The 26,368-nt window shown below is 70.3% G+C and carries 19 protein-coding genes; 11 read left to right on the top strand and 8 right to left on the bottom strand.

What is annotated here, in order from left to right:
• Positions 1–290 precede the first annotated feature (290 nt).
• The 5 genes from L3078_RS31625 to glgB all read left to right on the top strand — a co-directional run bounded on the left by L3078_RS31625 (position 291) and on the right by glgB (position 10,380).
• Positions 291–1,502: a S8 family peptidase gene (locus tag L3078_RS31625; RefSeq protein ID WP_239757356.1), complete on the top strand. Its 1,212-nt coding sequence runs from the start codon at positions 291–293 to the stop codon at positions 1,500–1,502.
• Positions 1,503–1,731: 229 nt separating this feature from the next.
• The gene (locus L3078_RS31620) at positions 1,732–3,870 is read left to right on the top strand and encodes an alpha-1,4-glucan--maltose-1-phosphate maltosyltransferase (protein ID WP_239757355.1); all 2,139 of its coding nucleotides are present in this window, start codon (positions 1,732–1,734) and stop codon (positions 3,868–3,870) included.
• Complete coding sequence (treS, locus tag L3078_RS31615) at positions 3,867–5,567, top strand: maltose alpha-D-glucosyltransferase (protein ID WP_239757354.1); 1,701 nt, start codon at positions 3,867–3,869, stop codon at positions 5,565–5,567. Before L3078_RS31620 ends, treS begins: the two co-directional genes overlap by 4 nt.
• Positions 5,568–5,663: 96 nt before the next feature.
• Positions 5,664–7,151, top strand: a complete 1,488-nt coding sequence (locus L3078_RS31610; RefSeq protein ID WP_239757353.1) for a maltokinase N-terminal cap-like domain-containing protein — start codon at positions 5,664–5,666, stop codon at positions 7,149–7,151.
• 28 nt (positions 7,152–7,179) lie between these two features.
• The gene (glgB, locus tag L3078_RS31605) at positions 7,180–10,380 is read left to right on the top strand and encodes a 1,4-alpha-glucan branching enzyme (RefSeq protein WP_239757352.1); all 3,201 of its coding nucleotides are present in this window, start codon (positions 7,180–7,182) and stop codon (positions 10,378–10,380) included.
• Positions 10,381–10,673: 293 nt separating this feature from the next.
• Here the strand turns inward: glgB and L3078_RS31600 are convergent, their stop codons facing one another.
• The 5 genes from L3078_RS31600 to L3078_RS31580 all read right to left on the bottom strand — a co-directional run bounded on the left by L3078_RS31600 (position 10,674) and on the right by L3078_RS31580 (position 17,059).
• Positions 10,674–12,095: a cytochrome P450 gene (locus L3078_RS31600; protein ID WP_239757351.1), complete on the bottom strand. Its 1,422-nt coding sequence runs from the start codon at positions 12,093–12,095 to the stop codon at positions 10,674–10,676.
• Positions 12,096–12,238: 143 nt separating this feature from the next.
• On the bottom strand, positions 12,239–14,482 hold the full coding sequence (locus L3078_RS31595) for a HelD family protein (protein ID WP_239757350.1): 2,244 nt from the start codon (positions 14,480–14,482) through the stop codon (positions 12,239–12,241).
• A 191-nt stretch (positions 14,483–14,673) separates the two neighbouring features.
• Positions 14,674–14,988, bottom strand: coding sequence for a thioredoxin family protein (locus L3078_RS31590; RefSeq protein ID WP_239757349.1), 315 nt, complete (start codon positions 14,986–14,988; stop codon positions 14,674–14,676).
• Positions 14,989–15,002: 14 nt separating this feature from the next.
• Complete coding sequence (locus L3078_RS31585) at positions 15,003–15,431, bottom strand: MerR family transcriptional regulator (RefSeq protein WP_239757348.1); 429 nt, start codon at positions 15,429–15,431, stop codon at positions 15,003–15,005.
• Positions 15,432–15,676: 245 nt separating this feature from the next.
• Positions 15,677–17,059, bottom strand: a complete 1,383-nt coding sequence (locus L3078_RS31580) for a cation:dicarboxylate symporter family transporter (RefSeq protein WP_239757347.1) — start codon at positions 17,057–17,059, stop codon at positions 15,677–15,679.
• 436 nt (positions 17,060–17,495) lie between these two features.
• Between L3078_RS31580 and L3078_RS31575 the strand changes: the two genes are divergently transcribed.
• The 5 genes from L3078_RS31575 (at position 17,496) to L3078_RS31555 (ending at position 23,206) form a co-directional block, all read left to right on the top strand.
• The gene (locus L3078_RS31575; protein ID WP_239757346.1) at positions 17,496–19,217 is read left to right on the top strand and encodes a sensor histidine kinase; all 1,722 of its coding nucleotides are present in this window, start codon (positions 17,496–17,498) and stop codon (positions 19,215–19,217) included.
• A complete protein-coding gene (locus tag L3078_RS31570) occupies positions 19,214–19,903 on the top strand; it encodes a response regulator (protein ID WP_239757345.1) in 690 nt (229 codons plus the stop codon). The genes L3078_RS31575 and L3078_RS31570 overlap by 4 nt, the downstream gene beginning before the upstream one ends.
• Positions 19,904–20,014: 111 nt before the next feature.
• The gene (locus tag L3078_RS31565; protein ID WP_420864124.1) at positions 20,015–21,424 is read left to right on the top strand and encodes an extracellular solute-binding protein; all 1,410 of its coding nucleotides are present in this window, start codon (positions 20,015–20,017) and stop codon (positions 21,422–21,424) included.
• Positions 21,425–21,434: 10 nt separating this feature from the next.
• A complete protein-coding gene (locus L3078_RS31560; RefSeq protein WP_239757343.1) occupies positions 21,435–22,376 on the top strand; it encodes a carbohydrate ABC transporter permease in 942 nt (313 codons plus the stop codon).
• Between the two features lie 5 nt (positions 22,377–22,381).
• Complete coding sequence (locus tag L3078_RS31555; protein ID WP_239757342.1) at positions 22,382–23,206, top strand: carbohydrate ABC transporter permease; 825 nt, start codon at positions 22,382–22,384, stop codon at positions 23,204–23,206.
• Here L3078_RS31555 and L3078_RS31550 read toward each other — a convergent pair.
• Positions 23,196–23,612, bottom strand: a complete 417-nt coding sequence (locus L3078_RS31550) for a Rid family hydrolase (RefSeq protein WP_239757341.1) — start codon at positions 23,610–23,612, stop codon at positions 23,196–23,198. The genes L3078_RS31555 and L3078_RS31550 overlap by 11 nt on opposite strands.
• Before the next feature lie 145 nt (positions 23,613–23,757).
• Positions 23,758–24,207 carry a PPOX class F420-dependent oxidoreductase gene (locus tag L3078_RS31545; RefSeq protein ID WP_239757340.1) on the bottom strand — a complete coding sequence of 150 codons (450 nt, stop codon included), beginning with the start codon at positions 24,205–24,207 and terminating at the stop codon, positions 23,758–23,760.
• A gap of 155 nt (positions 24,208–24,362) precedes the next feature.
• Between L3078_RS31545 and L3078_RS31540 the strand changes: the two genes are divergently transcribed.
• On the top strand, positions 24,363–25,139 hold the full coding sequence (locus tag L3078_RS31540; protein ID WP_239757339.1) for a helix-turn-helix domain-containing protein: 777 nt from the start codon (positions 24,363–24,365) through the stop codon (positions 25,137–25,139).
• 23 nt (positions 25,140–25,162) lie between these two features.
• On the opposite strand, the gene L3078_RS31535 is transcribed toward L3078_RS31540, so the two are convergent.
• Positions 25,163–26,188, bottom strand: coding sequence for an ATP-dependent 6-phosphofructokinase (locus L3078_RS31535; RefSeq protein ID WP_239757338.1), 1,026 nt, complete (start codon positions 26,186–26,188; stop codon positions 25,163–25,165).
• Between the last annotated feature and the right edge of the window lie 180 nt (positions 26,189–26,368).

Genomic DNA, 26,368 nt, shown 5'->3' with positions numbered 1-26,368 from the left:
CGCCGTTCGTCACCCCCCGACGGTAGCGGCGCGGGGGCCGTGGCAACTACGGCGCGTCCCTCCGTATGCAATTACGGCGCATCCGTACCCCGGCCGCCCGGCGGGGCAGTCCGCTCCAGGCCGTTCAGTCCTGAATTCGCCGCAACCCGGCACCGACGTTCACCTGTACCCCACGGGTGATATTGGCCGATTCCACCCCTCTGCGCGGCCTTGTGGTGCTTCACCCCGCACGAGAGGCTTCCGGTGAACCCCGGTGTGGGAGCGCCGGGTCGAGGAGGGGGTTCTCAGACATGCACCAGCTGTCAGAGGCGAGAAACATGCGTGCGCGCCGGGCGGGCGGGTTCACGGCGGTGATGACGGCCGCGGTGCTTTCGGCCATCGCCCTGCCCGCGCACGCCGCACCGGAGGGGTTCGTCCACGGAGCCGGTGGCCCCGGTTCCGTCAACGGCAGTTACATCGTCACCCTCAAACCGGGAACGAAGGCCCCGTCGACGGCGGGACGGGGCATAGCGTCGAAGTACGGGGCGAAAATACGCCACATGTACGACGCCGCCCTGAACGGCTACTCCGTGACGGTCGGTGAGAAACAGGCCAGGCGGCTCGCGGCGGACTCCCGCGTGGCGTCGGTCGTCCAGGACACGAAGGTCACCCACGACGGCCGCCGGACCGACCCGCCCTCCTGGGGCCTGGACCGCGTCGACCAGCCCGCCCTGCCGCTCGACAGGAGCTACACCTGGCCGGCGTCGGCGGGCCGGGGCGTCACCGTCTACGTGATCGACACCGGGATCCGGATCACCCACAAGGACTTCGGCGGACGGGCGGCCAACGGCTGGGACTTCGTGCAGAACGACCGGACCGCGCAGGACGGCAACGGCCACGGCACCCATGTCGCGGGCATCGTCGCCGGCACCGCGTACGGGGTCGCCAAGAAGGCGAAGGTCGTCGCCGTACGGGTGCTCGACGACGCGGGCGCGGGAACGACGGCCCAGGTCATCGCGGGTGTCGACTGGGTCACCGAGCACGCGCGGAAACCGGCCGTGGCCAATATGAGCCTCAGCGGGCTCGGCAACGCGCAACTCGACGCGGCCGTCCGCAACTCCATAGCCTCCGGGGTCACCTACACGGTGGCCGCGGGCAACGACGGGCGCGCCGCGGGTCTCTCCTCGCCCGCCCGCGTCAAGCAGGCGATCACGGTCGGCGCCACCGACCGCAAGGACGTCCGCGCCGACTTCTCCAACTGGGGCCCGAGCCTGGACCTGTTCGCCCCCGGGAAGTCCATCACCTCGGCCTCCCACCGGAGCGACACCGCGAAGGCGACCCACTCCGGTACGTCCATGGCGGCACCGCACGCCGCGGGCGCGGCGGCCCTGTATCTGGCCGACCGTCCACGGGCCGCTCCGGCGGAGGTGGCCGGGGCGTTGGTCAAGCGTGCGGTTTCGGGCAAGGTCAAGGACAGATATCCGGGTTCCCCGAACAGGCTTCTGCTCGTCGACCATCCGTAGCGGCCCGTAACACCACAGGTGAACGGCTCTTTACCCAGAGCGACTACAGTGACCGGCCTCGACCCCTACGGACGAGGCCGGTCTTGTGTGTAGACATACGCGTGAGTAGTTAACAAAGTGCCGGAATGCCCACCCGCACTGTGTGGGAAGGCTCCACCGGTACGTCCCGCTGGCCCCACCTCCCCACACCCTCATCCGCCCACCCACGTTGACGCGGACAGGAGCGGTCATGCCCGCCACGCACCACTCGTCACCACCCCCGACGACCAGCACCACCCCCGCACCACCCGACAGCACCGCCGCACGCCCCGCACGCCGGGCGCACACCGGCCCGCCCGCGCCGACCTCGGCGCCCCCGACACCCCCGAAGGCTCCGGGCGCTCCCACGATCGGACGGATACCGGTCCTCGATGTGCGGCCGACCGTCCATCACGGCCGCCGACCGGCGAAGGCCGTCGTGGGCGAGGCCTTCGAGGTCTCGGCCGTCGTCATCCGGGAGGGCCACGACGCGGTCGCCGCCAATGTCGTGCTCCGGGATCCGGAGGGCCGCCCGGCCAAGTGGACCCCGATGCGCGAACTCGCCCCCGGCACCGACCGCTGGGGCGCCACCGTCTCCGTACCGAGCGAGGGCCTGTGGTCCTACGCCGTGGAGGGCTGGGACGACCCGGTCACCACCTGGCGGCACCACGCCCGGATCAAGGTCCCGGCCGGTATCGACACCGAGCTGGTGCTGGAGGAGGGCGCTCGTCTCCACGAACGCGCCGCCGCCGGGGTGCCCGAGGGCAAGAGCGGGCGAGGCACGCTCCTCGCCGCCGTGGACGCCCTCCGGGACACCGCCCGCCCCGTCTCGGCCCGCCTCGCGGCGGCGTTGGCGCCGGAGGTCGAGGAGGTCCTGACCCGCCATCCCCTGCGGGAGCTGGTCACCTCCTCCGAGCCGCTGCCCCTGCTGGTGGAACGCGAACGGGCCCTGTTCGGCTCCTGGTACGAGTTCTTCCCCCGCTCCGAGGGCACCCCCGAGCAGCCCCACGGAACCTTCCGCACCGCCGCCCGCCGCCTGCCGGCCATCGCCGCCATGGGCTTCGACGTCGTCTACCTCCCCCCGATCCACCCCATCGGGACCACCTTCCGCAAGGGCCGCAACAACACGCTCTCCCCGACACCGGACGACGTGGGCGTGCCCTGGGCGATCGGCTCCCCCGAGGGCGGCCACGACACCGTCCACCCGGATCTGGGCACGATCGACGACTTCGACTTCTTCGTCGCCGAGGCCCGCGCCCACGGCCTGGAGATCGCCCTCGACTTCGCCCTGCAGTGCTCCCCCGACCACCCCTGGGTGCACAAACACCCCGAGTGGTTCCACCACCGCCCCGACGGCACCATCGCCTACGCCGAGAACCCGCCCAAGAAGTACCAGGACATCTACCCCATCGCCTTCGACGCCGACCTGCCCGGCCTGATCGCCGAGACCACCCGCGTCCTGCGCCACTGGATGGACCACGGGGTACGGATCTTCCGCGTCGACAACCCCCACACCAAACCGGTGTTCTTCTGGGAACAGGTCATCGCCGACATCAACGCGACCGACCCCGACGTCATCTTCCTCGCCGAGGCCTTCACCCGCCCCGCGATGATGCACACCCTGGCCGCCACCGGCTTCCAGCAGTCCTACACCTACTTCACCTGGCGCACCACCAAAGCCGAACTCACCGACTACGCCACCGAACTCGCCGGTGAGGCAGCCGCCTACATGCGGCCCAACTTCTTCGTCAACACCCCCGACATCCTCCACGCCTTCCTCCAGGAAGGCGGCCGCCCCGCCTTCGAACTCCGCGCCGTCCTCGCCGCCACCCTCTCCCCCACCTGGGGCGTCTACTCCGGCTACGAACTCTGCGAGAACACCCCCCTCAAACCCGGCAGCGAGGAATACCTCGACTCCGAGAAGTACCAACTCCGCCCCCGCGACTGGGACGCCGCCGAACGCGACGGCCGCACCATCGCCCCCCTGCTCGGCAAGCTCAACGAGATCAGGCGTCGGAGCCCGGCGTTGCGTCAGTTGCGGGATCTGCACTTCCACGACGCCGACCAGGAAGCGGTGATCATCTACTCGAAGCACGCGGGCTCGAACACGGTTCTGGTGGTGGTCAACCTCGACCCCCACCACACCCAGGAGGCCACGGTCTCGTTGGACATGCCGCGACTCGGCCTGGACTGGCATGAGTCCGTGCTGGTGCGCGACGAGCTCACCGGCGAGGTCTACACCTGGGGCAGGAACAACTACGTACGCCTGGAACCGGGCCGCACGCCCGCCCACGTACTGACCGTCCTGCGACCGTCCAACCCGCAGATCGGGGGGTCACCCACACAATGATCGTCAACGAGCCCGTTCCGGACACCTTCGAGGACACGCCGCAGAAGGACCGGGACCCGGACTGGTTCAAACGCGCCGTCTTCTACGAGGTCCTCGTCCGCTCCTTCCAGGACAGCAACGGCGACGGCATCGGCGACCTCAAGGGCCTGACCGCCAAACTCGACTACCTGCAGTGGCTCGGCATCGACTGCATCTGGCTCCCGCCCTTCTTCAAATCGCCCCTCCGCGACGGCGGATACGACGTCTCCGACTACACCGCCGTCCTCCCCGAATTCGGCGACCTCGCCGACTTCGTCGAATTCGTCGACGCCGCCCACCAACGCGGCATGCGCGTCATCATCGACTTCGTCATGAACCACACCAGCGACCAGCACCCGTGGTTCCAGGAATCGAGGAAAGACCCCGACGGACCCTACGGCGACTACTACGTCTGGGCCGACGACGACAAGCAGTTCCAGGACGCGCGGATCATCTTCGTCGACACCGAAGCCTCCAACTGGACCTTCGACCCCGTCCGCAAGCAGTACTTCTGGCACCGCTTCTTCTCCCACCAGCCCGACCTCAACTACGAGAACCCGGCCGTGCAGGAGGAGATGATCTCGGCGCTGCGGTTCTGGCTGGACCTGGGCATCGACGGGTTCCGGCTGGACGCGGTGCCGTACCTGTACCAGCAGGAGGGCACCAACTGCGAAAACCTTCCCGCAACCCATGACTTCCTCAAGCGGGTTCGGAAGGAGATCGACGCGCACTACCCCGACACGGTCATCCTCGCGGAGGCCAATCAGTGGCCGGAGGACGTCGTCGACTACTTCGGCGACTTCGCCAGCGGCGGCGACGAATGCCACATGGCGTTCCACTTCCCGGTGATGCCGAGGATCTTCATGGCCGTCCGGCGGGAATCCCGTTACCCGGTCTCGGAAATCCTCGCGAAGACCCCGGCCATCCCCGCGAACTGCCAGTGGGGCATCTTCCTGCGGAACCACGACGAGCTCACCCTCGAAATGGTCACCGACGAAGAACGCGACTACATGTACGCGGAGTACGCCAAGGACCCGCGCATGCGCGCCAACATCGGCATCCGCCGGCGCCTGGCCCCGCTCCTGGACAACGACCGCAACCAGATCGAGCTGTTCACCGCTCTGCTGCTGTCCCTGCCGGGCTCGCCGATCCTCTACTACGGCGACGAGATCGGCATGGGCGACAACATCTGGCTCGGCGACCGCGACGCCGTCCGCACCCCGATGCAGTGGACCCCCGACCGCAACGCCGGCTTCTCGTCCTGCGATCCGGGGCGGCTGTCGCTGCCGACGATCATGGACCCGGTCTACGGCTACCAGGTCACCAACGTCGAGGCGTCGATGTCGTCGCCGGCCTCGCTGCTGCACTGGACCCGCCGGATGATCGAGATCCGCAAGCAGAACCCGGCGTTCGGCCTCGGCACCTACACCGAACTCCCCTCGTCCAACCCGTCCGTGCTCGCCTACCTGCGCGAACACGGGGACGACCTGGTGCTGTGCGTGAACAACTTCTCCCGTTTCGCCCAGCCCACGGAGCTCGATCTGCGCGCCTACGAGGGACGCCACCCCGTCGAGCTCATCGGCGGCGTCCGTTTCCCGGCCATCGGCGAACTTCCCTACCTTCTCACCCTCGCGGGCCACGGCTTCTACTGGTTCCGCCTACGGAAGGACGCCGTGTAAGCCCGACCGGAACCCTGGGGCGGGCCGGTTTCCCCCGGCCCGCCCGGGGCACGCAGACAGGAACACCCCCGCCTCCCGGGGAAAGGACGCGATTCCATGTCGGAAGCCGCTTCGCACTCCACCGCGACAAGTCCTGCACCACCGCCCGTCGCACCACCGACAGCCGGGCTGCTCACCTCGCTGGAGCCGCTGCTGCGCGAGTGGCTGCCACGGCAGCGCTGGTTCGCGGGGAAAGGGCGGCCCGTCACCGGGTTCAGCCTGGTGGCGGCGACGGAACTGCTGCCGGTGGGCACCACCACGGCCGGAGGGCCACAGGGGGCCGGCGGGTCCAAGGCCGGGCTGCTGCACCTCCTCGTCCGCGCGCATCAGCCGCTGGTGCCGTCCCAGGGGGCCCCGGCCCACCCCGGCGACTGCTACCAACTGCTGCTCGGCGTGCGCGAGACACTGCCGCCCCGGCTGGCGCCCGCGCTGATCGGGCACGTCGAGGAAGGACCACTGGCCGGGCGGACGGTGTACGAGGGGCTGCACGACCCGCGTCTCGCCGATGTCCTCCTGGAGGCGCTGCGCTCGCAGGCACGTGTCGGGGAGCTGCGCTGCGAGCGGGACATGCGGTGCGACATTCCCGAGGGTCTGGTGCCGCGCCTGGCCACCGCCGAGCAGTCCAACTCCTCGCTCGTCTACGGCGATACGTTCATCCTCAAGCTGTTCCGCAGGGTCGTACCCGGGGCCAACCCCGATCTCGAACTGCCCCTGACGCTGTCCCGCGAGAACTGCCCCCGGGTGCCGGCGCCGGTGGCCTGGATGGTGGCGGACCTTGGCCGCGCCGGTGACCCCGACGGCCATCACGTCCTCGGCGTCCTGCAACCGTTCCTGCACGGCGCGGCGGACGGCTGGGAACTGGCGCTGAGCATGCTGGCCAAGGGCGAGGACTTCACCGCCGAGGCGCGGGCGCTGGGGCGGGCGACCGCCGAGGTGCACACCGCGCTGACCCGCGCCCTGCCCACGGCCACCCTGGGCCGGCCCCAACTGGAGGCGCTGGTCGAGGGGATGACCGAGCGCCTGGAGGCCGCCGCGCAGGCCGTACCCGCGCTGCGGCCGTACGCACCCGGACTGCACACCGCCTTCGAGGCGCTGTCCGACCTGGCGGGCGAGGGGCGCACCTGGACGGCCCAGCGCATCCACGGCGACCTGCACCTCGGGCAGTGTCTGCGCTCGCCCTCCGGGGAGTGGTCGCTCATAGATTTCGAGGGCGAGCCGTCGAAGCCGCTGGCCGAGCGGCGGATGCCGCAGCCCGTCGCCCGTGACATCGCCGGCATGCTCCGCTCCTTCGACTACGCCGCGCACTCCCTCCAGCCCCCGGCCGCCGACTGGGCGACCGCCTGCCGGGCCGCGTACTGCTCCGGGTACGCGGACGTGGCGGGGGTCGATCCACGGACCGATCCCGTGCTGCTGCGCGCGTACGAGACCGACAAGGCCGTGTACGAGGTCCTCTACGAGGCCCGTCACCGACCCGACTGGCTCCCGGTACCCCTGGCCGCCGTCCGTCGGCTGGCCACGGACCCCTGCACCGACACCACCCCCTGACACCACCCCTCCCGAGGAGACCGTCCCTGTGACTCCCCGCCCGCCGTCCGACGACAGCACGCAGCCCCCCGACACCGGGGCCGAGGTACCGGCCCCGGTGAAGAAGACGGCCACGACCACGAAGAAGCCGGCCGCGAAGAAGACGACGGCCACGAAGGAGGCCGTCGCGAAGAAGGCGACGGCGAAGAAGACGGCGACGAGGAAGACGACGGCGAAGAGCACGACCGGGGCGGTCACGGCCGAGGCGGCGACGGGGGCGGCGGAGCCCGTGGCGAAGAAAGCCGTGGCGAAGAAAGCCGCGGTGAAGAAGGCGACGGCGAAGACGACCGTGGCGAAGAAGGCCGTGGCCAAGAAGGCTGACGCGGCGAAGAGCGTCGCGGAAAAGGCCGTCGCGAAGAAGGCCGTCGCGAAGAAGGCCGCCAGCAAGACGGCGGTCGGGGAGAAGGCACCGGCCGGGGAGAAGGCGGCGGCCAAGAAGACAACGACCAAGAAGGCCGCGCCCAAGAAATCCACGGCCGGGCGAGCCGTGGCCGCCGAACCCGTCGCGACGGGACCCGTGGCCGCCGAAGCGGGCAGCGCGCGAGCCGCGACCGCCGAAGGTGTCGCCGAGACGGCCGCCGTCAAGAAAGCCGTGGCCAAGAAAGCGGTCACGAAGAAGACGGTCGCGAAGAAGGCTGTTGCGAAGACAGCTGTCGCGAAGACCACCGTCGCGAAGAAGGCCGGCGCGAAGACCGCTGTCGCGAAGACGGCCGCAGCCAAGAAGGGCTCCGCCGGGAAAGCGCCCGCGCGGAAGGCCGTGGCGGCGCCCGAGACGGCCAGGTCCGAGACGGCCAGGTCCGAGTCGGGCGGGTCCGAGGCGGCCGTCGCCGTGTCGGTGCTGGCCGGATCGTCCACCGCTCCCGAGCCGACCGTCCCCCACCAGGCCACCCCGGAGGCGTCCGGACCCGACCCGGTGGTCCCCAGGCAGTCCACGTCCGAGCCGGTGCCCGGCGAACCCCCGGCTGCCGCACCGGGCGACCCCCAGCCCGCCCAGCCCGCCTTCTCCCCCGCGATGGACGGCGGTGACCGGGAGCGGTTGGTGGCCGGTACGCATCACGAGCCGCACGCGGTGCTCGGAGCGCATCCGGCGCCCGGTGGTGTGGTGTTCCGGGCGTTCCGGCCGTACGCGCTCGCGGTGAGCGTGGTGGTGGGATCGCTGCGGGCGGAGCTGCACGACGACGGGGGCGGCTTCTTCTCGGCGCTGCTGCCGCTGCGGGACGTTCCGGAGGGCTACCGGCTGCTGGTGTCGTACGAGGGGACGGAGCAGGAGACCGAGGACGCGTACCGTTTCCTGCCCGCGATCGGTGAGCTGGACCTGTATCTCATCGGTGAGGGGCGGCACGAGCAGCTGTGGCGTGCGCTCGGCGCCGAGCCGATGACCCACCAGGGCGTCACCGGCACCCGCTTCACGGTGTGGGCCCCGAACGCGCGCGGCGTGCGCGTCGCCGGGACCTTCAACTTCTGGGACGGCACGGGCTTCCCGATGCGTGCGCTGGGCTCCTCGGGTGTGTGGGAGCTGTTCGTGCCCGGGATCGGCGAGGGCGAGCTGTACAAGTTCGAGATCACTCGGCCGGACGGTTCGAGGACGTTCCGGGCCGACCCGATGGCCCGTCGTACGGAGGTCCCGCCCGCCACCTCGTCCGTCGTGCACACGTCGCACTACGAGTGGGGCGACGAGGAGTGGCTCGCGAAGCGCGCCGAGACCCCGGCGCACGAGGCGCCGTTCTCGGTCTACGAGGTCCATCTGCCGTCCTGGCGACCGGGACTGACGTACCGCCAACTCGCCGACCAGCTACCGGCGTACGTCTCCGACCTCGGCTTCACACACGTCGAACTGCTGCCGGTCGCCGAGCATCCCTTCGGCGGCTCGTGGGGCTACCAGGTCACCGGGTTCTACGCGCCGACGGCCCGCCTCGGCACCCCGGACGACTTCAAGTACCTGATCGACGCCCTGCACCGGGCGGGCATCGGGGTGCTGATGGACTGGGTGCCGGCGCACTTCCCGCGTGACGACTGGGCGTTGGCGGAGTTCGACGGGCGTCCGCTGTACGAGCACCAGGACCCGGCGCGGGCGGCGCACCCCGACTGGGGGACGCTGGAGTTCGACTACGGGCGGCGCGAGGTGCGCAACTTCCTGGTGGCGAACGCCGTCCACTGGTGCGAGGAGTACCACATCGACGGGCTGCGGGTGGATGCCGTCGCGTCGATGCTGTACCTCGACTACTCGCGCGAGCCGGGCCAGTGGACGCCGAACGAGCACGGCGGCCGGGAGAACCTGGACGCGGTCGCCTTCCTCCAGGAGATGAACGCCACCGTGTACCGGCGGGTGCCGGGTGTCGTGACGATCGCGGAGGAGTCCACGGCCTGGGACGGTGTCACGCGGGCCACCCACCACACCGGGCCGGGCGGCTTCGGCGGGCTCGGCTTCGGCCTGAAGTGGAACATGGGCTGGATGCACGACTCCCTGGGCTACATGTCCAAGGACCCGATCCACCGCAAGCACCACCACCACGAGATGACGTTCTCGATGGTGTACGCGTACAGCGAGAACTACGTCCTGCCGATCTCGCACGACGAGGTCGTGCACGGCAAGGGGTCGCTGGTGTCGAAGATGCCGGGCGACTGGTGGCAGCAGCGGGCCAACCACCGCGCGTACCTGGGCTTCATGTGGGCCCATCCGGGCAAGCAACTCCTCTTCATGGGGCAGGAGTTCGCCCAGGGCGCGGAGTGGTCGGAGGCGCACGGGCCGGACTGGTGGCTGCTCGACCCCGCGTACGGCGCGGAGGCGGACCACCGGGGGGTGCGGGACCTCGTCCGCGACCTCAACACGGTCTACCGCGACACGCCGGCCCTCTGGGAGCAGGACACGCGGCCGGCGGGCTTCTCCTGGATCACGGGGGACTCGGCGGACGACAACGTCCTGGCGTTCCTGCGGTTCGCGGACGACGGCAGTCCGCTGCTGGCGGTCTCCAACTTCTCACCGGTGGTACGGCAGGACTACCGGCTGGGGGTTCCCGAGGATGTGCCGGCGTGGCGGGAGGTGCTGAACACGGATGCGGGGGTGTACGGCGGGACGGATGTGACGGCGTCCGACCCGGTGAAGCCGGAGCCCCACCCCTGGCACGGCCGACCGGCCAGCATCCGCGTCACACTCCCCCCACTGACCACCCTCTGGCTCCGCCCAGCCTGACTTTCCTCGCCCCCGCCGCCCCTACCCGTCCCATCCCCAAGGGGCTGCGCCCCTTTGACCCCCTGGGGTGTGTTGTCGGGTGCGGGCCGGTGGGGCTTCTCGCGCAGTTCCCCGCGCCCCTGAAAGGCCTCCGGCCTTTCGGGCCTGAAAAGCACGGGGCGCAGCCCCTGCTTTTCAGGGGCGCGGGGAACTGCGCGACCAGCCCCCACCGGACGGACGTTTGGGGGTCGAAGGGGCGCAGCCCCTGGGGATGGGACGGGTAGGGGCGGCGGGGGCGAGAGAACTGTCCGGGCTCAGCCGGGCCTTCTGCGGTTCGACATCATCCGTCGCAGGAGCCCCATCAGCCCATGGCTCTCACCCCGCCGCACCTCCACCTCGACATCCTCACCCCGCGGCGCGACAGGCACCCCCACCGACCGCCCCCGCACCGAACTGTGCCCCGCCAACTCATAACGCACCGGCAGCAGCTTCAACCCCCGCACCACCGGGCCCGACCGCCAGGGCAACTGGTCCGGCGGCAGGGTGAGTTCCGCCCGGCTGAAGTGGTCGAAGATCCGCCCCACCGCGGTCGTGACGATCGTCCCCGCCAGTTCCCGCGCGGCACTGGGACACTGATGCGGCCCGGCCCCCCACGCCAGATGCGCCCGCGTGCTGACGGTGGAGTCGACGAGGTGCGAGGACCCGATCTTCAGCAGATCCTGGTGCGCGGCGGCGACGGACGGCGACACGATGTCCCCGGCCCGGACCAGGAAGTTCCCGAGCCGCACATCACGCGCCGCGAACCGGAAGCACAGGTTGGCCGTCGGCGGATTCGCCAGCGCGGCCCGGTTCACGGTCTCCCCGAGCTGCCCGTCGGACAGGCTCCGCCGCACGGTCGCGTTCCCCCGCAGCACCTCGAGGAGCGTGTTGCAGACCATGTTCCCGGTGATGTCGTTGAGATAGACCGCGTTCATGAACAGCTCGCGGCCGAGCTGCTCGTCGCTGAGCGACGGGTCGGCCAGCAGCATGTAGGAGGTGAGGTCCTCCCCGGGCCGGGACCGCCGGTGCGCGGCGAGCCGCGTCATCGCCCCCAGCGCCCGCCCGGTCGCCGGCCCCGCGTCCGGCCCGCCGTCCAGCATCCGCCACAAGTCCATGACCATCTCGTCGCCGAGTTCGACGGGGCACCCGAACAGCTTGGTCGTCACCATCAGCAGCAGCGGCCGCGTGTACTGCGCCGCGAGGTCGGCGAACCCGGTGGTCCCGGACTCGGCGGCGAGCAGGGCGATCAGTTCGTCGGCGTACTGCGCGACGGCCGCCCGCAGCTCCCAGCCCTCGGGCGAGTGCCCGTCCTGGAAGGGCCGCATCGCCGAGTGGTAGCTCAGCCGTGCGTGCCGGTGCTCCTCGTCGTCGAAGAACATGGTCTGGCGGACCTCGTAACCGGCGAGCAGCGGCCAGTCCTTCGGCAGCCGCCCCTGCGCCCGCGCCCGCCAGTGCCGTACGTCGCGCCGCCACACACTCTCGTTGCGCAGGACCTCCAGCACCTCGCGGTAGTCGAGAACCAGCCAGGCCGGCACTCCCATCAGCCCCACCGGTGCCACCGGCCCGTACGTGGTCCGCAGTCGCTCGTAGACGCTGCCCGGGTCCCGGTCGAACTCCGAGGTCAGCAGGGGCTCCACGGGGAGCGATTCCAGGCCGGGGCCGCCGGTCGGAGCGGCCGCGAACGGATGTGTTTCCATGCCGACACGCATACCGTATGAACCGTGCACAAGCAGTGACGATGACGGGAACTGTTACGGCTTGGTGATCCCTGATGCACGGGTGGTGACGGTGGCGGGGGTGCGGCCTGGTGGGTACCCGGCAGGCCGCACCCCGTCCCACTTCAGGCCGGGTCCGACAACTCCCGCAGCGCCGAGGGCAGTTCCTCCGCGTGGACGACACCGAGTGCCTGCGTCGCCCGGGTCAGCGCCACGTACAGATCGCTCGTGCCGAACCTCCCGGGCTCCACGACGAGGACGGAGTCGAACTCCAGGCCCTTGGCCTGCCGCGGGTCGAGGAGGACGACGGCGCGGGTCAGGTCGGGCTCCGCGCCCGCCGTGACGCCGTCCAGCCGGGCCGCCAGCGCCCGGTGCAGCTCGCGCGGCGCGACGACCGCGAGGCGCCCCTCGGCGGGGGTGAGTTCGGCGACGGCCTTGGCCACCTCGGCGGGCAGTTCGCCCGCCGCCGCGCGGCGCGCCCAGGGCCGTACACCCGTGGACCGTACGGAGCTCGGCGGTTCGAAGTCCGGCCGCTCGGCGCGGACGACACCGGCCGCGACCGCCATGATCTCGGCGGGCGTGCGGTAGTTGACGCCGAGCCGGGTGTGCTCCCAGCGGTCCTGGACGTACGGGGCGAGGATGTCGGCCCAGGAGCCGACGCCCGCGGCCTCGGCCGTCTGGGCCGGGTCGCCGACCAGGGTCATGGAGCGGGTCGGCGAGCGGCGCATCAGCAGCCGCCAGGCCATCGGCGACAGCTCCTGCGCCTCGTCGACGATGATGTGCCCGAACGCCCAGGTCCGGTCGGCCGCAGCCCGCTCGGCCGCGCTGCGGTGGTCGTCCTCCTCGTGCCGCTCGGCGAACCGTTCGGCGTCGATGATGTCGTGCGCGGACAGCACCTCCGAGCCGTCGGGGTCGCTGTCCTCCTTGTCCTCGAACTCGTACGTCCGGGACGCGTAGGACACCTCCAGCACGCCCTGCGCGTACGCGATCTGGGACTCCCGCTCGCGCTCGGCGCGGGCCCGCGCGAGCCGGTCGTCCTCGCCCAGCAGTTCGGCGGCCTCGTCGAGCAGCGGCACGTCGGCGACGGTCCACGCGCGTGTGACGGGACGGCGTACGGCGTCGGCGTCCTCCTTCGGCAGATACGCGTCCGGCTCGGCGAGGAAGTCGGCGATCAGCCGGCGCGGGGTGATGCGGGGCCACAGCCGGCCGATGGCGGACCAGACCTCGGGGTTCTCGGCCAGCTCGTCGCGGATCTGGGTGATGTCACTGGCGTCGAGGAGGTTGGAGCCGTCGTACGGGTCGGTGCCGATGCGTTCGGCGACCATCTCGGTGAGGGTGTTGAGGATGTAGCCCTCGAAGTGCTCACGGGCCACGTTGTGCGGAAGCTTCGCCTCTCGGGTGCGCTCGCGGGCGACCCGTACGAGGTCGTCGTCGAGCATGAGGATCTCGCGGTCGTGCTCGATGGCGATCACCGGGTCGGGCAGCGCCTGCCGGTCCCGTACGACGGCCGCGAGGACGTCGGCCATGGCGGCGCTCCCCTTGACCCGGGCGGCCGCCGGGGTGTCGGTGGCGGTGGCCCGTACGCCGGGGAACAGTTCGCCGACGGTGGCCAGCAGCACGCCCGTCTCGCCCAGCGACGGCAGCACCTCGCCGATGTAGCCGAGGAAGGCCGGGTTGGGGCCGACGACGAGGACGGCGCGTTTGGCGAGGAGTTCGCGCTGCTCGTAGAGGAGGTAGGCGGCCCGGTGCAGGGCGACGGCGGTCTTGCCGGTGCCGGGGCCGCCCTCCACGACCATCACGCCCTGGTGCGGGGCGCGGATGACGCGGTCCTGCTCGGCCTGGATGGTCTGCACGATGTCGCCCATGCGGCCGGTGCGGGCGGAGTTGAGGGCGGCCAGCAGGACGGCGTCGCCGGTCGGGTCCTCGTAGCCGGTGCGGGTCTCGTCGCCGAGGTCGAGGATCTCGTCGTGCAGGGCGGTCACCTTGCGGCCCTCGGTGGTGAGGTGCCTGCGGCGGCGCAGCCCCATCGGGGTGTGGCCGGTGGCGAGGTAGAAGGGCCGGGCGACGTCGGCGCGCCAGTCGATCAGGATCGGGGTGCGCTCGGTGTCGTCCTCGCGCAGCCCGATGCGGCCGATGTGGTGGACGGTGCCGTCGGCGAGGTCGAGCCGGCCGAAGCAGAGCGAACCGTCGACGGCGTTCAGCGCGGCCAGCAGCCCCGAGCGCTCGGCGACCAGGATGTCCCGCTCCAGACGGGCCTGCATGGGGGTGTTGCCCTGGGCGAGCGCGTCCGTGACGGATCCCTCGGTCTCACCGCGCAGGGCGTCCACCCGGGCGTACAGCCCGTCGATGAATTCCTGCTCACGCCGCAATTCATCGTGTGAATCATGCGAAAAGCCGGTGTTTGACAATTCCACTCCCGCCCGGATATACTGTGCTCACTGAGCTTCTTTGCGACATCATCCCGTTGAAGTCGCGAACCATTAAATATACGCAGGAAAAACCCCCGAGCGCAATTGCTCGGGGGTTTTTCCTATTCGCGATCCCTTCGACGCCCCTGAGATCAGAGCACGTCGTCCAGTTCCTCCAGCAGCCGCCGCTTCGGCCGCGCGCCGACCATGGCCTTCAGCGGCTCACCGCCCTTGAACACCATGAACGTCGGCATCGAGAGCACCTTGTACGCGTTCGTGGTCTCCGGATTGGTGTCCACGTCCAGCTGCACCACCTTCAGCCGCTCGCCCTCCTCCGCCGCGAGCGCGCTCAGCACCGGCCCCATCTGCCGGCACGGCGGACACCAGTCGGCCGTGAACTCCACCAGCACCGGCAGCTCCGCCCCGATCACCTCCGCCGCGAAGTCCGCGTCCGTCACCTCTGCCACCCCGGCCGCCCTGATCACAGCTCTCCGCCTCCCAGTTCGCACACGGGCTCCGGACCCCCCGGAACCTCCGCCTCGGTTGCCAGCCGCTCCCGGGCCCGCTCGGCCCGCGCCAACTGCTCACCGACCGATGCCCGCACCGCCGCCAACTCACCGATCAGCGCGTCGAGTTCGTCGAGCTTCCGCCGGTAGACCGCCAGCGACGCCGGGCACGAGTCGCCCTCCGGGTGCCCCGCCCGCAGACACTCCACGAACGGCCGGGTCTCCTCCAGGTCGAACCCGAAGTCCTGCAAGGTCCGGATCTGCCGCAGCAGCCGCAGATCCGCCTCGTCGTACGTCCGGTACCCGTTGCCCGTCCGCCGCGCGGGCAACAGCCCCCGCGCCTCGTAGTACCGCAACGCCCGTGTCGTCGTCCCGGCCCGTTCCGCCAGCTCCCCGATGCGCATGAGAAGACGGTATTCCTTGACGCCGACGTCAACGCCAACGCGCCCCCTCAGGGGGCGCGGGGAACTGCGCGAGAAGCCCCACCGGCGGAGAGCGGACAGCGACGCGAAAAGCCGAGTGGCCAGGTCTATAGGGGGAGGACCTGGCCACTCGGTGTTCTTGGAGTTGTTCAGTTGTTCCGCCTGGTGACCGTACGACCGGGTCTACGGGGGAGGACCCGGCCGTACGGAGCTGTGGGGGCGGAGCCTCACGCCTTGGCGAGTTCCTTCTCACCCTCCGGCTCGGCGGGGGTGGCCGCCGGCGCAGACCCGTGGCCGTCGTCCAGCAGCGTCGCCTCGTCGAACGGCGCCTGCCCGGCGAGGACCTCGTTCACGCGCTCCTTGTCGATCTCCTTGGTCCAGGTGCCGATGAGGACCGTGGCGACCGCGTTGCCCGCGAAGTTCGTCAGGGCGCGGGCCTCGCTCATGAAGCGGTCGATACCGACGATGAGGCCGATGCCGTCCACCAGGGCCGGCTTGTGCGACTGCAGACCACCCGCGAGGGTCGCCAGACCCGCACCGGTGACACCCGCCGCGCCCTTGGAGGCGACCAGCAGGAAGAGCAGCAGCGGGATCTGCTCGCCGACCGACATCGGCGTACCCATGGCGTCGGCGATGAACAGGGACGCCATGGTCATGTAGATCATGGTGCCGTCGAGGTTGAAGGAGTAGCCGGTCGGGACGGTGATGCCGACGACGGGCTTGCTGACACCCAGGTGCTCCATCTTCGCGATGAGGCGCGGCAGCGCGGACTCGGAGGAGGAGGTGGACAGGATCAGCAGGAACTCACGGCCCAGGTACTTGAAGAGCGTGAAGATGTTCATGCCCGCGACGGCCTTCAGCAGCAAGCCGAGCACGATGAAGACGAAGAGGAAGCAGGTGATGTAGAAGCCGATCATCAGCACGGCGAGGCTCTTGAGGGCGTCGAGGCCCGCGGAACCGGTCACGGCCGCGATGGCGCCGAAGGCACCGATCGGGGCGGCCCACATCACCATGGCGAGAATGCGGAAGACGAGGCGCTGGATGTGCTCGACACCGCGCAGGATCGGCTGACCGGCGTCACCCATGGCCTGGAGCGCGAAGCCCGCGAAGAGGGCGACGAGCAGCGTCTGGAGGACCTCGCCGCCGGTGAAGGCGGAGACGATCGTGGTCGGGATGATGCCGAGCAGGAACTCGGTGGTGTCCTTGGCCTCGGCCGACACCTGCGCCTGACCGGTCTCCTTGATCGCGTCGGTGACCGCGAGGCCGGTGCCCGGCTCGACGATGTTGCCGACGACGAGACCGATACCGAGGGCGACGAGCGACATCACCGTGAAGTAGGCGAGGGCGATACCGCCGACGGCGCCGACCTTCGCGGCCTTCCGTACGGAGCCGATGCCCAGCACGATCGTGCAGAAGATGATCGGCGAGATCATCATCTTGATCAGGTTCACGAAGCCGGTGCCGATGGGCTTCAGCTCGACGGCGAAGTCGGGGGCGATGAGACCCACGGCGATGCCGAGGGCCACGGCCACGATCACGGCGATGTACAGGTAGTGGGTGCGGTCCCGCTTGGCGGGTGCGCTAGGTGCCGTATGGGTGGTGCTGGCCACGGCTGCCCTCCTCGTCGACGACGTCGTCGGCTCGCTGTTCCGGCGTGCGGCTCACGTCCGGGGGAATGCGGGAGACGGTCTCCCTGGGTGGGAACCGGCGGGTTCCCGGGTGGGAGACCGGCTCCCTGGTGTCGGGAGCCGGCGGGCTCCCGGAACCGGTAGCTGGGGGACTGCCGGTGGTGCGGGAGCGGGGCTCCCGGGGGGTGTGGGAGCCGGGGCTCCCGGCGGTGGAAGCCGGCGGGCTTCCGGCGCCGGGGGCTTGGGGGCCTCCGGCGGTGGGAGCTGGGGGGCTCCCGGGGCGGGGAGACTGGCTCCCGGCGGCTCTGTCGCGTCCATGTGCTGGACGAGTCGATGCAGTGACTATCTCCCTCCCTGTGAGGGCGGTCACCCTTCCGTTCATTTAGTTCACGCCTACACGTCGATGCAGACTGTTGGCATGCGCGTCCCGTCCCGTCTCCGTCCCCGTAGCCTGGCCGGTCAGCTCTTCGCCGTTCAGGCGGTGCTGATCGCGGCCGTCGTGGCCGGATACGCGCTGTTCACGTACGTCAGCGACCGCTCCCAGGCGGAGGAGGCGGGGCGCCGTCAGGCCATGGCCGTGGCGGCCACGGTGGCCGACGCCCCCTCGGTACGGGCGGCGATCCACACGTCCGATCCGACCGAGCGGCTCCAGCCGTACGCGACGCAGGTGCAGCGGCACGCGGGCGTCGACTTCGTCACGATCATGACCCGGGACGGCATCCGCTGGACGCACCCCGACCCCGACCGGATAGGCGAGCACTTCCTCGGCCACATAGAGAAGGCGCAGAACGGCGAGTCGTTCACCGAGACCTACACCGGCACCCTCGGCCCGTCGGTCCGCGCGGTCGTCCCGATCATGGAGGACGACGAGGTCATCGGCCTGGTCAGCGCCGGCATCCGGGTCCAGGCGATCAGCGACCGCGTGCAGGAGCAGGTGACGGCCCTCGTCGGTGTGGCCGCAGGCGCCCTGGCCCTCGGCGGCCTCGGCACCTATGTCGTCAACGCCCGTCTGCGCCGCCACACGCACAACATGAACGCGGCCGAGCTGAGCAACATGCACGACTACCACCAGGCCGCCCTGCACGCCGTGCGCGAGGGTCTGCTGATGCTCGACGGGCAGTACCGGGTGGCCCTCATCAACGACGGGGCGCGGGAGCTGCTGGGGGTGACGGACGACGTGGTCGGCCGCTCGGTGGCGGACCTGGGGCTGCCGGCCCCGCTGACGGGCGCCCTGCTCTCCTCCGAGCCCCGGGTCGACGAGGTGCTCCTCACCGACGAACGGGTGCTGGTCGTGAACACCTCGCCGGTGTCGGGCGGGCAGCGCCGGGGCGCGGTGGTCACCCTGCGGGACGTGACCGAACTGCAGTCCCTGACGGGCGAGCTGGACTCCGAGCGCGGCTTCACCCAGGCGCTGCGTTCCCAGGCGCACGAGGCCGCCAACCGCCTCCACACGGTCGTCTCGCTCATCGAGCTGGGCCGCTCGGACGAGGCGATCGACTTCGCGACGGCGGAACTGGAGCTGGCGCAGGCGCTGACGGACCAGGTGGTGGCGGCGGTCAGCGAACCGGTGCTCGCCGCCCTGCTGCTGGGCAAGGCGGCCCAGGCGAACGAACGGGGCGTGGAGCTGGTGGTCTCCGAGGACAGCCGCATCGACGACGGTCTCCTCCCGGAGTCGCTCCCCGCGCGTGACCTGGTCACGGTCCTGGGCAACCTCATCGACAACGCGGTGGACGCGGCACAGGGGTCGGTGGGGGCCAGGGTGACGGTGACGGCGTACACGGACGACGAGGCCGACGCGGAAGGGCCGACGGACGGGTCCGTGCTGGTGCTGAGGGTGTCGGACACCGGTGCCGGCGTCGACCCCGCCCTCGCGGAGGCCGTCTTCGAGCGCGGCTTCTCCACGAAACCCTCCGGCCCCGGCGGCCGCGGCCTCGGTCTGGCCCTCGTACGGCAGACCGCGCGTCGTCACGAGGGCACGCTGACGGTGTCGGAGGCGGCCGGCGGCGGGGCCCAGTTCGAGGTACGGCTGCCGCTGGGCACGAGCGGTACCCACAGGCCGGGGCGAGCCGCGCAGGCCGCACCGACCGCACAGGCTGTCCGGGCCCCTCGGGCCACTGTGGCTGGAGGCGACGACGTATGACGAAGGCCGGGTCCGACCCCATCAGAGTCCTGGTCGTCGAGGACGACCCCGTGGCGGCCGACGCGCACATGATGTACGTCGGCCGCGTGCCCGGCTTCACGGCGGTCGGCAAGGCCCACACGGGCGCGGAGGCGCGGCGCGCGCTGGACCGTACGCCGGTGGACCTGCTGCTGCTGGACCTCCACCTGCCGGACGTGCACGGTCTGCAGCTGGCCCGTTCGCTCCGTGCGGCCGGCTATCACGCGGACGTGATAGCGGTGACGTCGGCGAGGGACCTGACGGTGGTCAGGGAGGGCGTCTCGCTGGGCGTGGTCCAGTACGTCCTGAAACCCTTCACGTTCGCGACCCTCCGGGACCGTCTCGTCCGCTACGCCGAGTTCCACGCGGCGGCGGGCGAGGCGAGCGGCCAGGACGAGGTGGACCGGGCGCTCGCGACCCTGCGGGCCCCGGGCCCGGCGGCGCTCCCGAAGGGGCTGAGCGCCCCGACCCTGGAGCGGGTGACGGTGGCCCTGCGGGACGCGGGCGAGGGCCTGACGGCGGCCGGGGTGGCGGAGGCGGTCGGCATCTCACGCATCACGGCCCGGCGATACCTGGAGCACCTCGTGGACGCGGGCCGGGCAGCACGAAGCCCGCAGTACGGTCAGGTGGGGCGGCCGGAGCTGCAGTACCGGTGGGTGAAGGGGTAGCCGCGGATGCCTTGCGGCGAACCGGTGCAGACGCATTGACCTGACTAGACCACTCCCCTTACCGTCACCGGGCACCACCCAAGGCCACAGCGACGTAGCCAGCAGGAGGTCGTGCCCGTGCGCCCCACCGCACCCAGTTCCCGCCGATCCCCCCTCCGCCTCCTCCTCACCGCCGCCCTGGCGGTCACCGCGCCGGGCGCCCTCGCCGCCTGCGGCAGCGGCTCCGGCAGCGACCCGGACACGGTGGAGGTCTCCTACAAACAGTCCACGGACAACCAGGTCCGGGTGATGGACACCTTCCTCGCCGACGTCAAGAAGCAGTTCGAGAAGGCGCATCCGGGCAAGAAGGTGAAGCTCGTCCCGATCAAGGCCCCGGATTCGGAGTACTACACCAAGGTGCAGCAGATGCTGCGCTCGCCGAAGACGGCACCGGATCTGGTCTACGAGGACACCTTCCTCATCAACTCGGACATCACCAGCGGCTATCTGAAGCCCCTGGACGACTACCTGGCCGGCTGGAAGGACTGGGACCAGTTCATCGACACGGCCAAGACGGCGGCGAAGGCCGAGGACGGGAAGACGTACGGCGTTCCGGACGGCACCGACACGCGGGGCCTGTGGTTCGACAAGGCGATCTTCGAGAAGGCGGGTCTGCCGGCGGACTGGCAGCCGAAGACGTGGGCCGACGTGCTCGACGCGGCCCGCACCATCAAGCGGAAGGTCCCGGACGTCATTCCGCTGAACGTCTACACGGGCAAACCGGCCGGCGAGGCCGCGACCATGCAGGGCTTCGAAATGCTGCTCTACGGCACGGAGGGCGCCACGCGTGGGGGCGCCGACCCGCTGTACGACGAGAAGTCGAAGAAATGGAAGGCGGGAACGCAGGGTTTCAAGGACGCCCTCGCCTTCGTGGAGACCGTCTACAAGGAGAAACTCGGCCCGGAGGTCTCCGACGCCCTCGACCCCAACATCTCGACCCGCGTACGCGGCGAACTCCTCCCCGAAGGCAGACTGGGCATCAACCTGGACGGCTCCTGGCTCCCCCAGGACTGGCTGCCCGGCAGCGGACACGCTTGGCCGGAATGGTCGGAGAAACTCGGCCTCGCCCACATGCCCACCCAGAACGGCCAGGCCCCCGGAAAGGTGAGCATGTCCGGCGGCTGGACGTGGGCCATTCCCGACAAGGCCGGCAACCCCGATCTCGCTTTCGAGTTCATCAAGACGATGCAGTCGAAGGCGAACGCGCAGAAGTGGTACATCGCCAATTCCGGCATCGCCGTCCGCGAGGACGTGGCCGCCGACCCCGCCTACGCGGAGGCGCAGCCCGGCATCAAGTTCTTCACCGACCTGGTGTCCAGCACGCACTACCGCCCGGCGTACCCGGCGTATCCGAAGGTCTCCACGGCCATCCAGGAGGCGATGGAGTCGGTGACGACGGGCGACGCGTCGGTGGCGGAGGCGGCGAAGAACTACGACGAGGAGCTGAGGACGGCGACGGACGATCAGGTGATCGAAGAGTGAGCGGCCTCGCATGACGGGGCCGGCAGGTACGAGGGCGACGGCTACGGCCCCGAAGCCGGCGGCAGCGAAGGCGGCGCCCGGACCGCCCCACCCCACCGTCCGCGCCCTCACCCGAGCCCTCCCCCTCACCCCCGCCACCGTCCTCCTGCTCCTCTTCCTCGCCGGCCCGATCGCCTACTGCGCCTACATCGCCTTCACCGACCTCCAACTCACCGGCCAGGCCGAGGACTCCTTCATCGGCTTCGAGAACTTCCGTACGGCGTTCGGGGACGAGGCGTTCCTCAACGCGGTCTGGCTGACCCTGGTCTTCACGGTCGTCTCGGCGCTGCTGGGCCAGAACACGCTGGGCCTCGCGCTGGCGGCGCTGATGCGGCGTGCGTCGAAACCCGTCCGCACGCTGGTCGGGGGAATCGTCGTCACGGCGTGGGTCCTCCCGGAGGTCGTGGCCGGGTTCCTCCTCTACGCCTTCTTCCGCCGCGAAGGCACGCTGAACGCCGTCCTGGACTGGCTCCATCTCCCCACCCAGAACTGGCTGTACACGCTCCCGATCCTGGCGGTGTCGTTCGCGAACGTCTGGCGGGGGACGGCGTTCTCCATGCTGGTGTACTCGGCGGCCCTGAACGAGATCCCGAAGGAGATCACGGAGGCGGCGGAGATGGACGGCGCGGGTGGCTGGCGCCGTATGTGGCACATCACGCTCCCGATGATCCGCCGCTCGATCGGCACGAACCTGATGCTGATCACCCTCCAGACCCTGTCGGTCTTCGGCCTGATCTGGGTGATGACGCGAGGCGGCCCGGGCGGCAAGAGCCAGACGCTCCCCCTCTTCATGTACGAGGAGGCGTTCCAGAAGAGCATGATCGGCTACGGCACGGCGGTGGCGCTGTTGTTGCTGGTGGTGGGTTCGCTGTTCTCGGTGATCTATCTGCGGCTGCTGCGGACGGAGGTGTGAGTGCCGTGCCCGCTGTGAACACCCGACGACTGGCGGCCGACGCGGGACTGCTCGTCATCGCGGCGGCCTTCGTCCTCCCGCTGGCGTGGGTGATCCTCTCCTCGGTGGACCCGAAGGCGGACCTGACGGTGAAGGTCCCGGACGGGGTGACGCTGGATAACTTCGACGCGGTCCTGACCCCGGAGATCACGTTCACCCCTCTGCTGAACAGCCTGCTGCTGTGCGGCGGAGGGACAGCGCTCACCGTGGTGTGCGCGGCCCTGGCGGCGTACCCGCTCTCCCGCTTCCGCTCCCGCCTGAACCGCCCGTTCCTCCTGACGATCCTGTTCGCGACGAGCCTCCCGATCACGGCGATCATGGTCCCCGTCTACGCACTCTTCGTGCAGGTGAATCTGATCGACACCGTGCAGGGCACGATCTTCTTCTTCGCGGCCTCCCAACTCCCCTTCGCCATCTGGCTGATGAAGAACTTCATGGACGGCGTACCGAAGGAGCTGGAGGAGGCGGCGTGGACGGACGGCGCGTCGTCGCTCCAGTCCCTGCTGCGGGTCGTACTGCCGCTCATGGGACCGGGCGTCGCGGTGGTGACCGTCTTCTCGTTCGTGATGATGTGGGGCAACTTCTTCGTCCCGTTCATGCTGCTGCTCACCCCGGAGCAGATGCCGGCCGCGGTGAGCATCAACGAGTTCTTCGGGAACCGGGGGACGGTCGTCTACGGGCAACTGGCGGCGTTCTCGGTGATCTATTCCACGCCGGTGATCTTGTTGTATGTGGGGGTGGCCAGGCGGTTGGGCGGGGGGTTCGCTCTGGGTGGGGCGGTCAAGGGGTGAGGCCGGGCCGCACGTCGAGACGTACGAGCGCGCCTATCTCCACGAGTTGGTCGGGCAGGGCCAGGTCCGAGACACCCATGACCGTGCTGGTGGGCCGGTGCTCCCCGAAGTACTCGGCGTGGAGGCGTGCCGTCGTGTCGAAGTTCTCCCGCAGGTTCCTCACCAGGACCGTGGTCTCCACGATCTGGCCGCGCTCGGCCCCGAACTCCTTCAGCACCAGGTCCAGGTTCTCCAGTGTGGTGCGGACCTGCAGTTCGAAGTCGCCCGCGCCCACGAAGGTGCCGTCACGGTCATGCGAGAGCTGTCCTGACACATGAACCGTGTCACCGACCTGGACGGCCTGGCTGTACCCGTAGATCGACTCCCACGGCACACCGAAGCCGTATGCCTTCGCCTGCGAACCCATGACTCACTCCTTGCGACAGTGCGAGCCCGTCGGTCGTGGACAGGCCCCTTGCACGCAGAAGTTACGGGTCCACAGGGACGGCGCTGGTCCGGGAGCGACATGAAAGTGTTCTCCGCGTGCAGAGTTCGCGCGCACGCGGCGGGTCTCACCCCTCGGGCAACACCCCGGCCCGGAACGGCTCCACCCCCACCACCCGCCGTACCCGCACCGGCTCGATCAGGATCATCAGGCGGCGCTCCCCGGGCAGGAGCCACGGATAGCGGTCCTCCCCGATGTACTTCCGCGTCAGGCGGTCCATCGCGCGCTCCGCCTCCTCGCCCTCCACGAAGCGGACGACGCGGCCGCGGATCTCGGCGCGGTCGTAGGGGTTCTCCGGGTCGATGTGGGACAGGGAAACGCCCGGGTTGCGGCGCAGGTTCTCCTCCTTCACCCGGCCCACCGAGGTGTTGACCATGACGTACTCGACCCCGCCGTCCTCCTCGATGTCCACCCACATGGGTGACACCTGAGGCGCGCCGTCCGGTCCCACCGTCGCCAAGTGCCAGAAGTTCGGCGCCAGTAGGCGCTCGCGTATGTGCCCGTCCAGCTTCGTCATGGCGTCATCCCTACCCACGCCCGTCCGGACATCCGCCCGCACGCCCCTCTGATCCCAGGAGTCACAGGCCTCTCACCAACCGTAGTTTCCTACAATCCGTGTTTGTGGCCGAACAGCCCGTAGTCACCGCAGCCCGAGGCCCCTACGTTGTGCGCGTGCACCGACGCTCAGCCCATGAACGGCAGCCCCAGCACCCGTACCCACAGCCGCACGCACAGGCGCGCCCGGCCCCCCAGGCCACCGCCCCCGCCCCGCCCTTCAACGCCCCCGCAGCCCGGAGACTCCGCGCGGCGCTGGGCATGGAGCCCGTCCACGTCGCCCACGGGCTGCGCTCCTCGTACGGCCTCCCGTACGTCACCCCGGACCTGGTCGCCGCCTGGGAGCGCGGCGCCGTCTCCCCCACCGGCCCCGAACTCACCGCGCTCGCGGGGGTGTTGTGGTGCTCGGCCGGTGAACTCATCAGCTCCCCCAGGACCTTGCGTGAGCACCGCATGGCCCGGGGCGTCGCTCCCGAGGACGTCGCCCGCGCGGTCGGCCTCGAACTCTCCTCGTACCTGCGGATGGAGGAGACCGGGGAGTGGCGCGGCACCGACCGTCAGGCGGCCGCCCTCGCCACCCTGCTCGATCTGACGCTGCCCGAACTCACCACCGTGACCGGGCGCGAGACCAAGCTCGGGGAACTGCTCCGGGGCGCGGTCACCACCCGCTGGCAGGCCCACGTACGACCGGTCGCGAAACTGCTCGCCCTCGATCGGCAGCTTCTGGAGGACGTCCTCCAGGAGCTGCACACCGACTACCGGGGTCTGATGACCGCCACCCTCACCTGGGCCAACGGCACAGCCGCGACCGACTCGGGCGACGCCGGCCGTGACTTCCTGGACGGGATCGTCGACCACTTCTGGTCACTGGTCGGGCGAACGGCCCCCTACTGACCCACCCCCGACCGACAGGAGCCCTAGAACACCGACTCCGCCTCGTCCATCCGGTCCTTCGGCACCGTCTTGAGCTCGGTCACCGCCTCCGCCAGCGGCACCATCACCACCTCGGTGCCGCGCAGGGCGGTCATCCGGCCGTAGTCGGCCCGGTGCGCGGCCTCCACCGCGTGCCAGCCGAAGCGCGTGGCGAGCACCCTGTCGTACGCGGTCGGGGTGCCGCCGCGCTGGACATGGCCGAGAATGACCGGCTTGGCCTCCTTGCCGAGGCGGCGCTCCAGCTCGTACGCCAGGGCCGTGCCGATGCCCTGGAAGCGCTCGTGGCCGAACTGGTCGATCTCGCCGTGGCCGTAGTCCATGGAGCCCTCGGCCGGGTGCGCGCCCTCGGCGACGCAGATGACGGCGAACTTCTTGCCGCGCGAGAAGCGCTCCTCCACCATCTTCACCAGGTCGGCGGGGTCGAAGGCCCGCTCCGGCAGACAGATGCCGTGCGCGCCCGCCGCCATGCCGGACTCCAGCGCGATCCAGCCCGCGTGCCGGCCCATGACCTCGACGACCATCACCCGCTGATGGGACTCGGCGGTCGTCTTGAGGCGGTCCATCGCCTCCGTGGCGACCCCGACGGCCGTGTCGAAGCCGAAGGTGCGGTCGGTCGAGGAGATGTCGTTGTCGATGGTCTTCGGGACGCCGACCACCGGCAGACCCGCGTCCGACAGCATCCGGGCCGCCGTCAGCGTGCCCTCGCCGCCGATCGGGATCAGTACGTCGATTCCGAACTGGTGAGCCATGTCCTGCGCGTTCTCGCAGGCCTCGCGGAGGCGGTCGCGCTGGAGGCGGGAGGAGCCGAGAATGGTGCCGCCACGGGCCAGGATGCCGCTGACGGACTCCAGGTCGAGGGTGCGGTAGCGGCCGTCCAGGAGGCCCGCGTAGCCGTCCTCGAAGCCGATGACCTCGTCGCCGTACTGGGCGACCGCTCGGTGCACGACCGACCGGATCACTGCGTTCAGGCCCGGACAGTCGCCGCCTGCGGTGAGAACTCCGATACGCATCGTGCTGTGTCTCCTGATCGTCCTGATCGTCCTGCTCGTGCCGGTGATTATGGGTGATTGCTGGTACTTGTGAGCCAGTCCGATTGTTTCACGGCCGACCGGGGGTCGCCGCGCCCGTCCGGCCCCACCCGGCACCCCTCCCCGCTGATGGGCGCCTTATCCATGGTCAGGGGTATTGTC

The organism is Streptomyces deccanensis (genome assembly GCF_022385335.1).
Taxonomy (GTDB): domain Bacteria; phylum Actinomycetota; class Actinomycetes; order Streptomycetales; family Streptomycetaceae; genus Streptomyces; species Streptomyces deccanensis.
The sequence above is the reverse complement of the archived record's forward strand: the minus strand, read 5'-3'. Positions and strand labels throughout refer to the sequence as shown.

Excerpts from the sequence above, each read along its gene's own strand:
- L3078_RS31560 (WP_239757343.1), top strand. The coding sequence starts at position 21,435 with ATGACGGGGCCGGCAGGTACGAGGGCGACGGCTACGGCCCCGAAGCCG.
- L3078_RS31610 (WP_239757353.1), top strand. The coding sequence starts at position 5,664 with ATGTCGGAAGCCGCTTCGCACTCCACCGCGACAAGTCCTGCACCACCG.
- treS (WP_239757354.1), top strand. The coding sequence starts at position 3,867 with ATGATCGTCAACGAGCCCGTTCCGGACACCTTCGAGGACACGCCGCAG.
- L3078_RS31570 (WP_239757345.1), top strand. The coding sequence starts at position 19,214 with ATGACGAAGGCCGGGTCCGACCCCATCAGAGTCCTGGTCGTCGAGGAC.
- L3078_RS31550 (WP_239757341.1), bottom strand. The coding sequence starts at position 23,612 with ATGGGTTCGCAGGCGAAGGCATACGGCTTCGGTGTGCCGTGGGAGTCG.
- L3078_RS31600 (WP_239757351.1), bottom strand. The coding sequence starts at position 12,095 with ATGGAAACACATCCGTTCGCGGCCGCTCCGACCGGCGGCCCCGGCCTG.
- L3078_RS31575 (WP_239757346.1), top strand. The coding sequence starts at position 17,496 with ATGCGCGTCCCGTCCCGTCTCCGTCCCCGTAGCCTGGCCGGTCAGCTC.
- L3078_RS31585 (WP_239757348.1), bottom strand. The coding sequence starts at position 15,431 with ATGCGCATCGGGGAGCTGGCGGAACGGGCCGGGACGACGACACGGGCG.
- L3078_RS31625 (WP_239757356.1), top strand. The coding sequence starts at position 291 with ATGCACCAGCTGTCAGAGGCGAGAAACATGCGTGCGCGCCGGGCGGGC.
- L3078_RS31620 (WP_239757355.1), top strand. The coding sequence starts at position 1,732 with ATGCCCGCCACGCACCACTCGTCACCACCCCCGACGACCAGCACCACC.
- L3078_RS31535 (WP_239757338.1), bottom strand. The coding sequence starts at position 26,188 with ATGCGTATCGGAGTTCTCACCGCAGGCGGCGACTGTCCGGGCCTGAAC.
- L3078_RS31545 (WP_239757340.1), bottom strand. The coding sequence starts at position 24,207 with ATGACGAAGCTGGACGGGCACATACGCGAGCGCCTACTGGCGCCGAAC.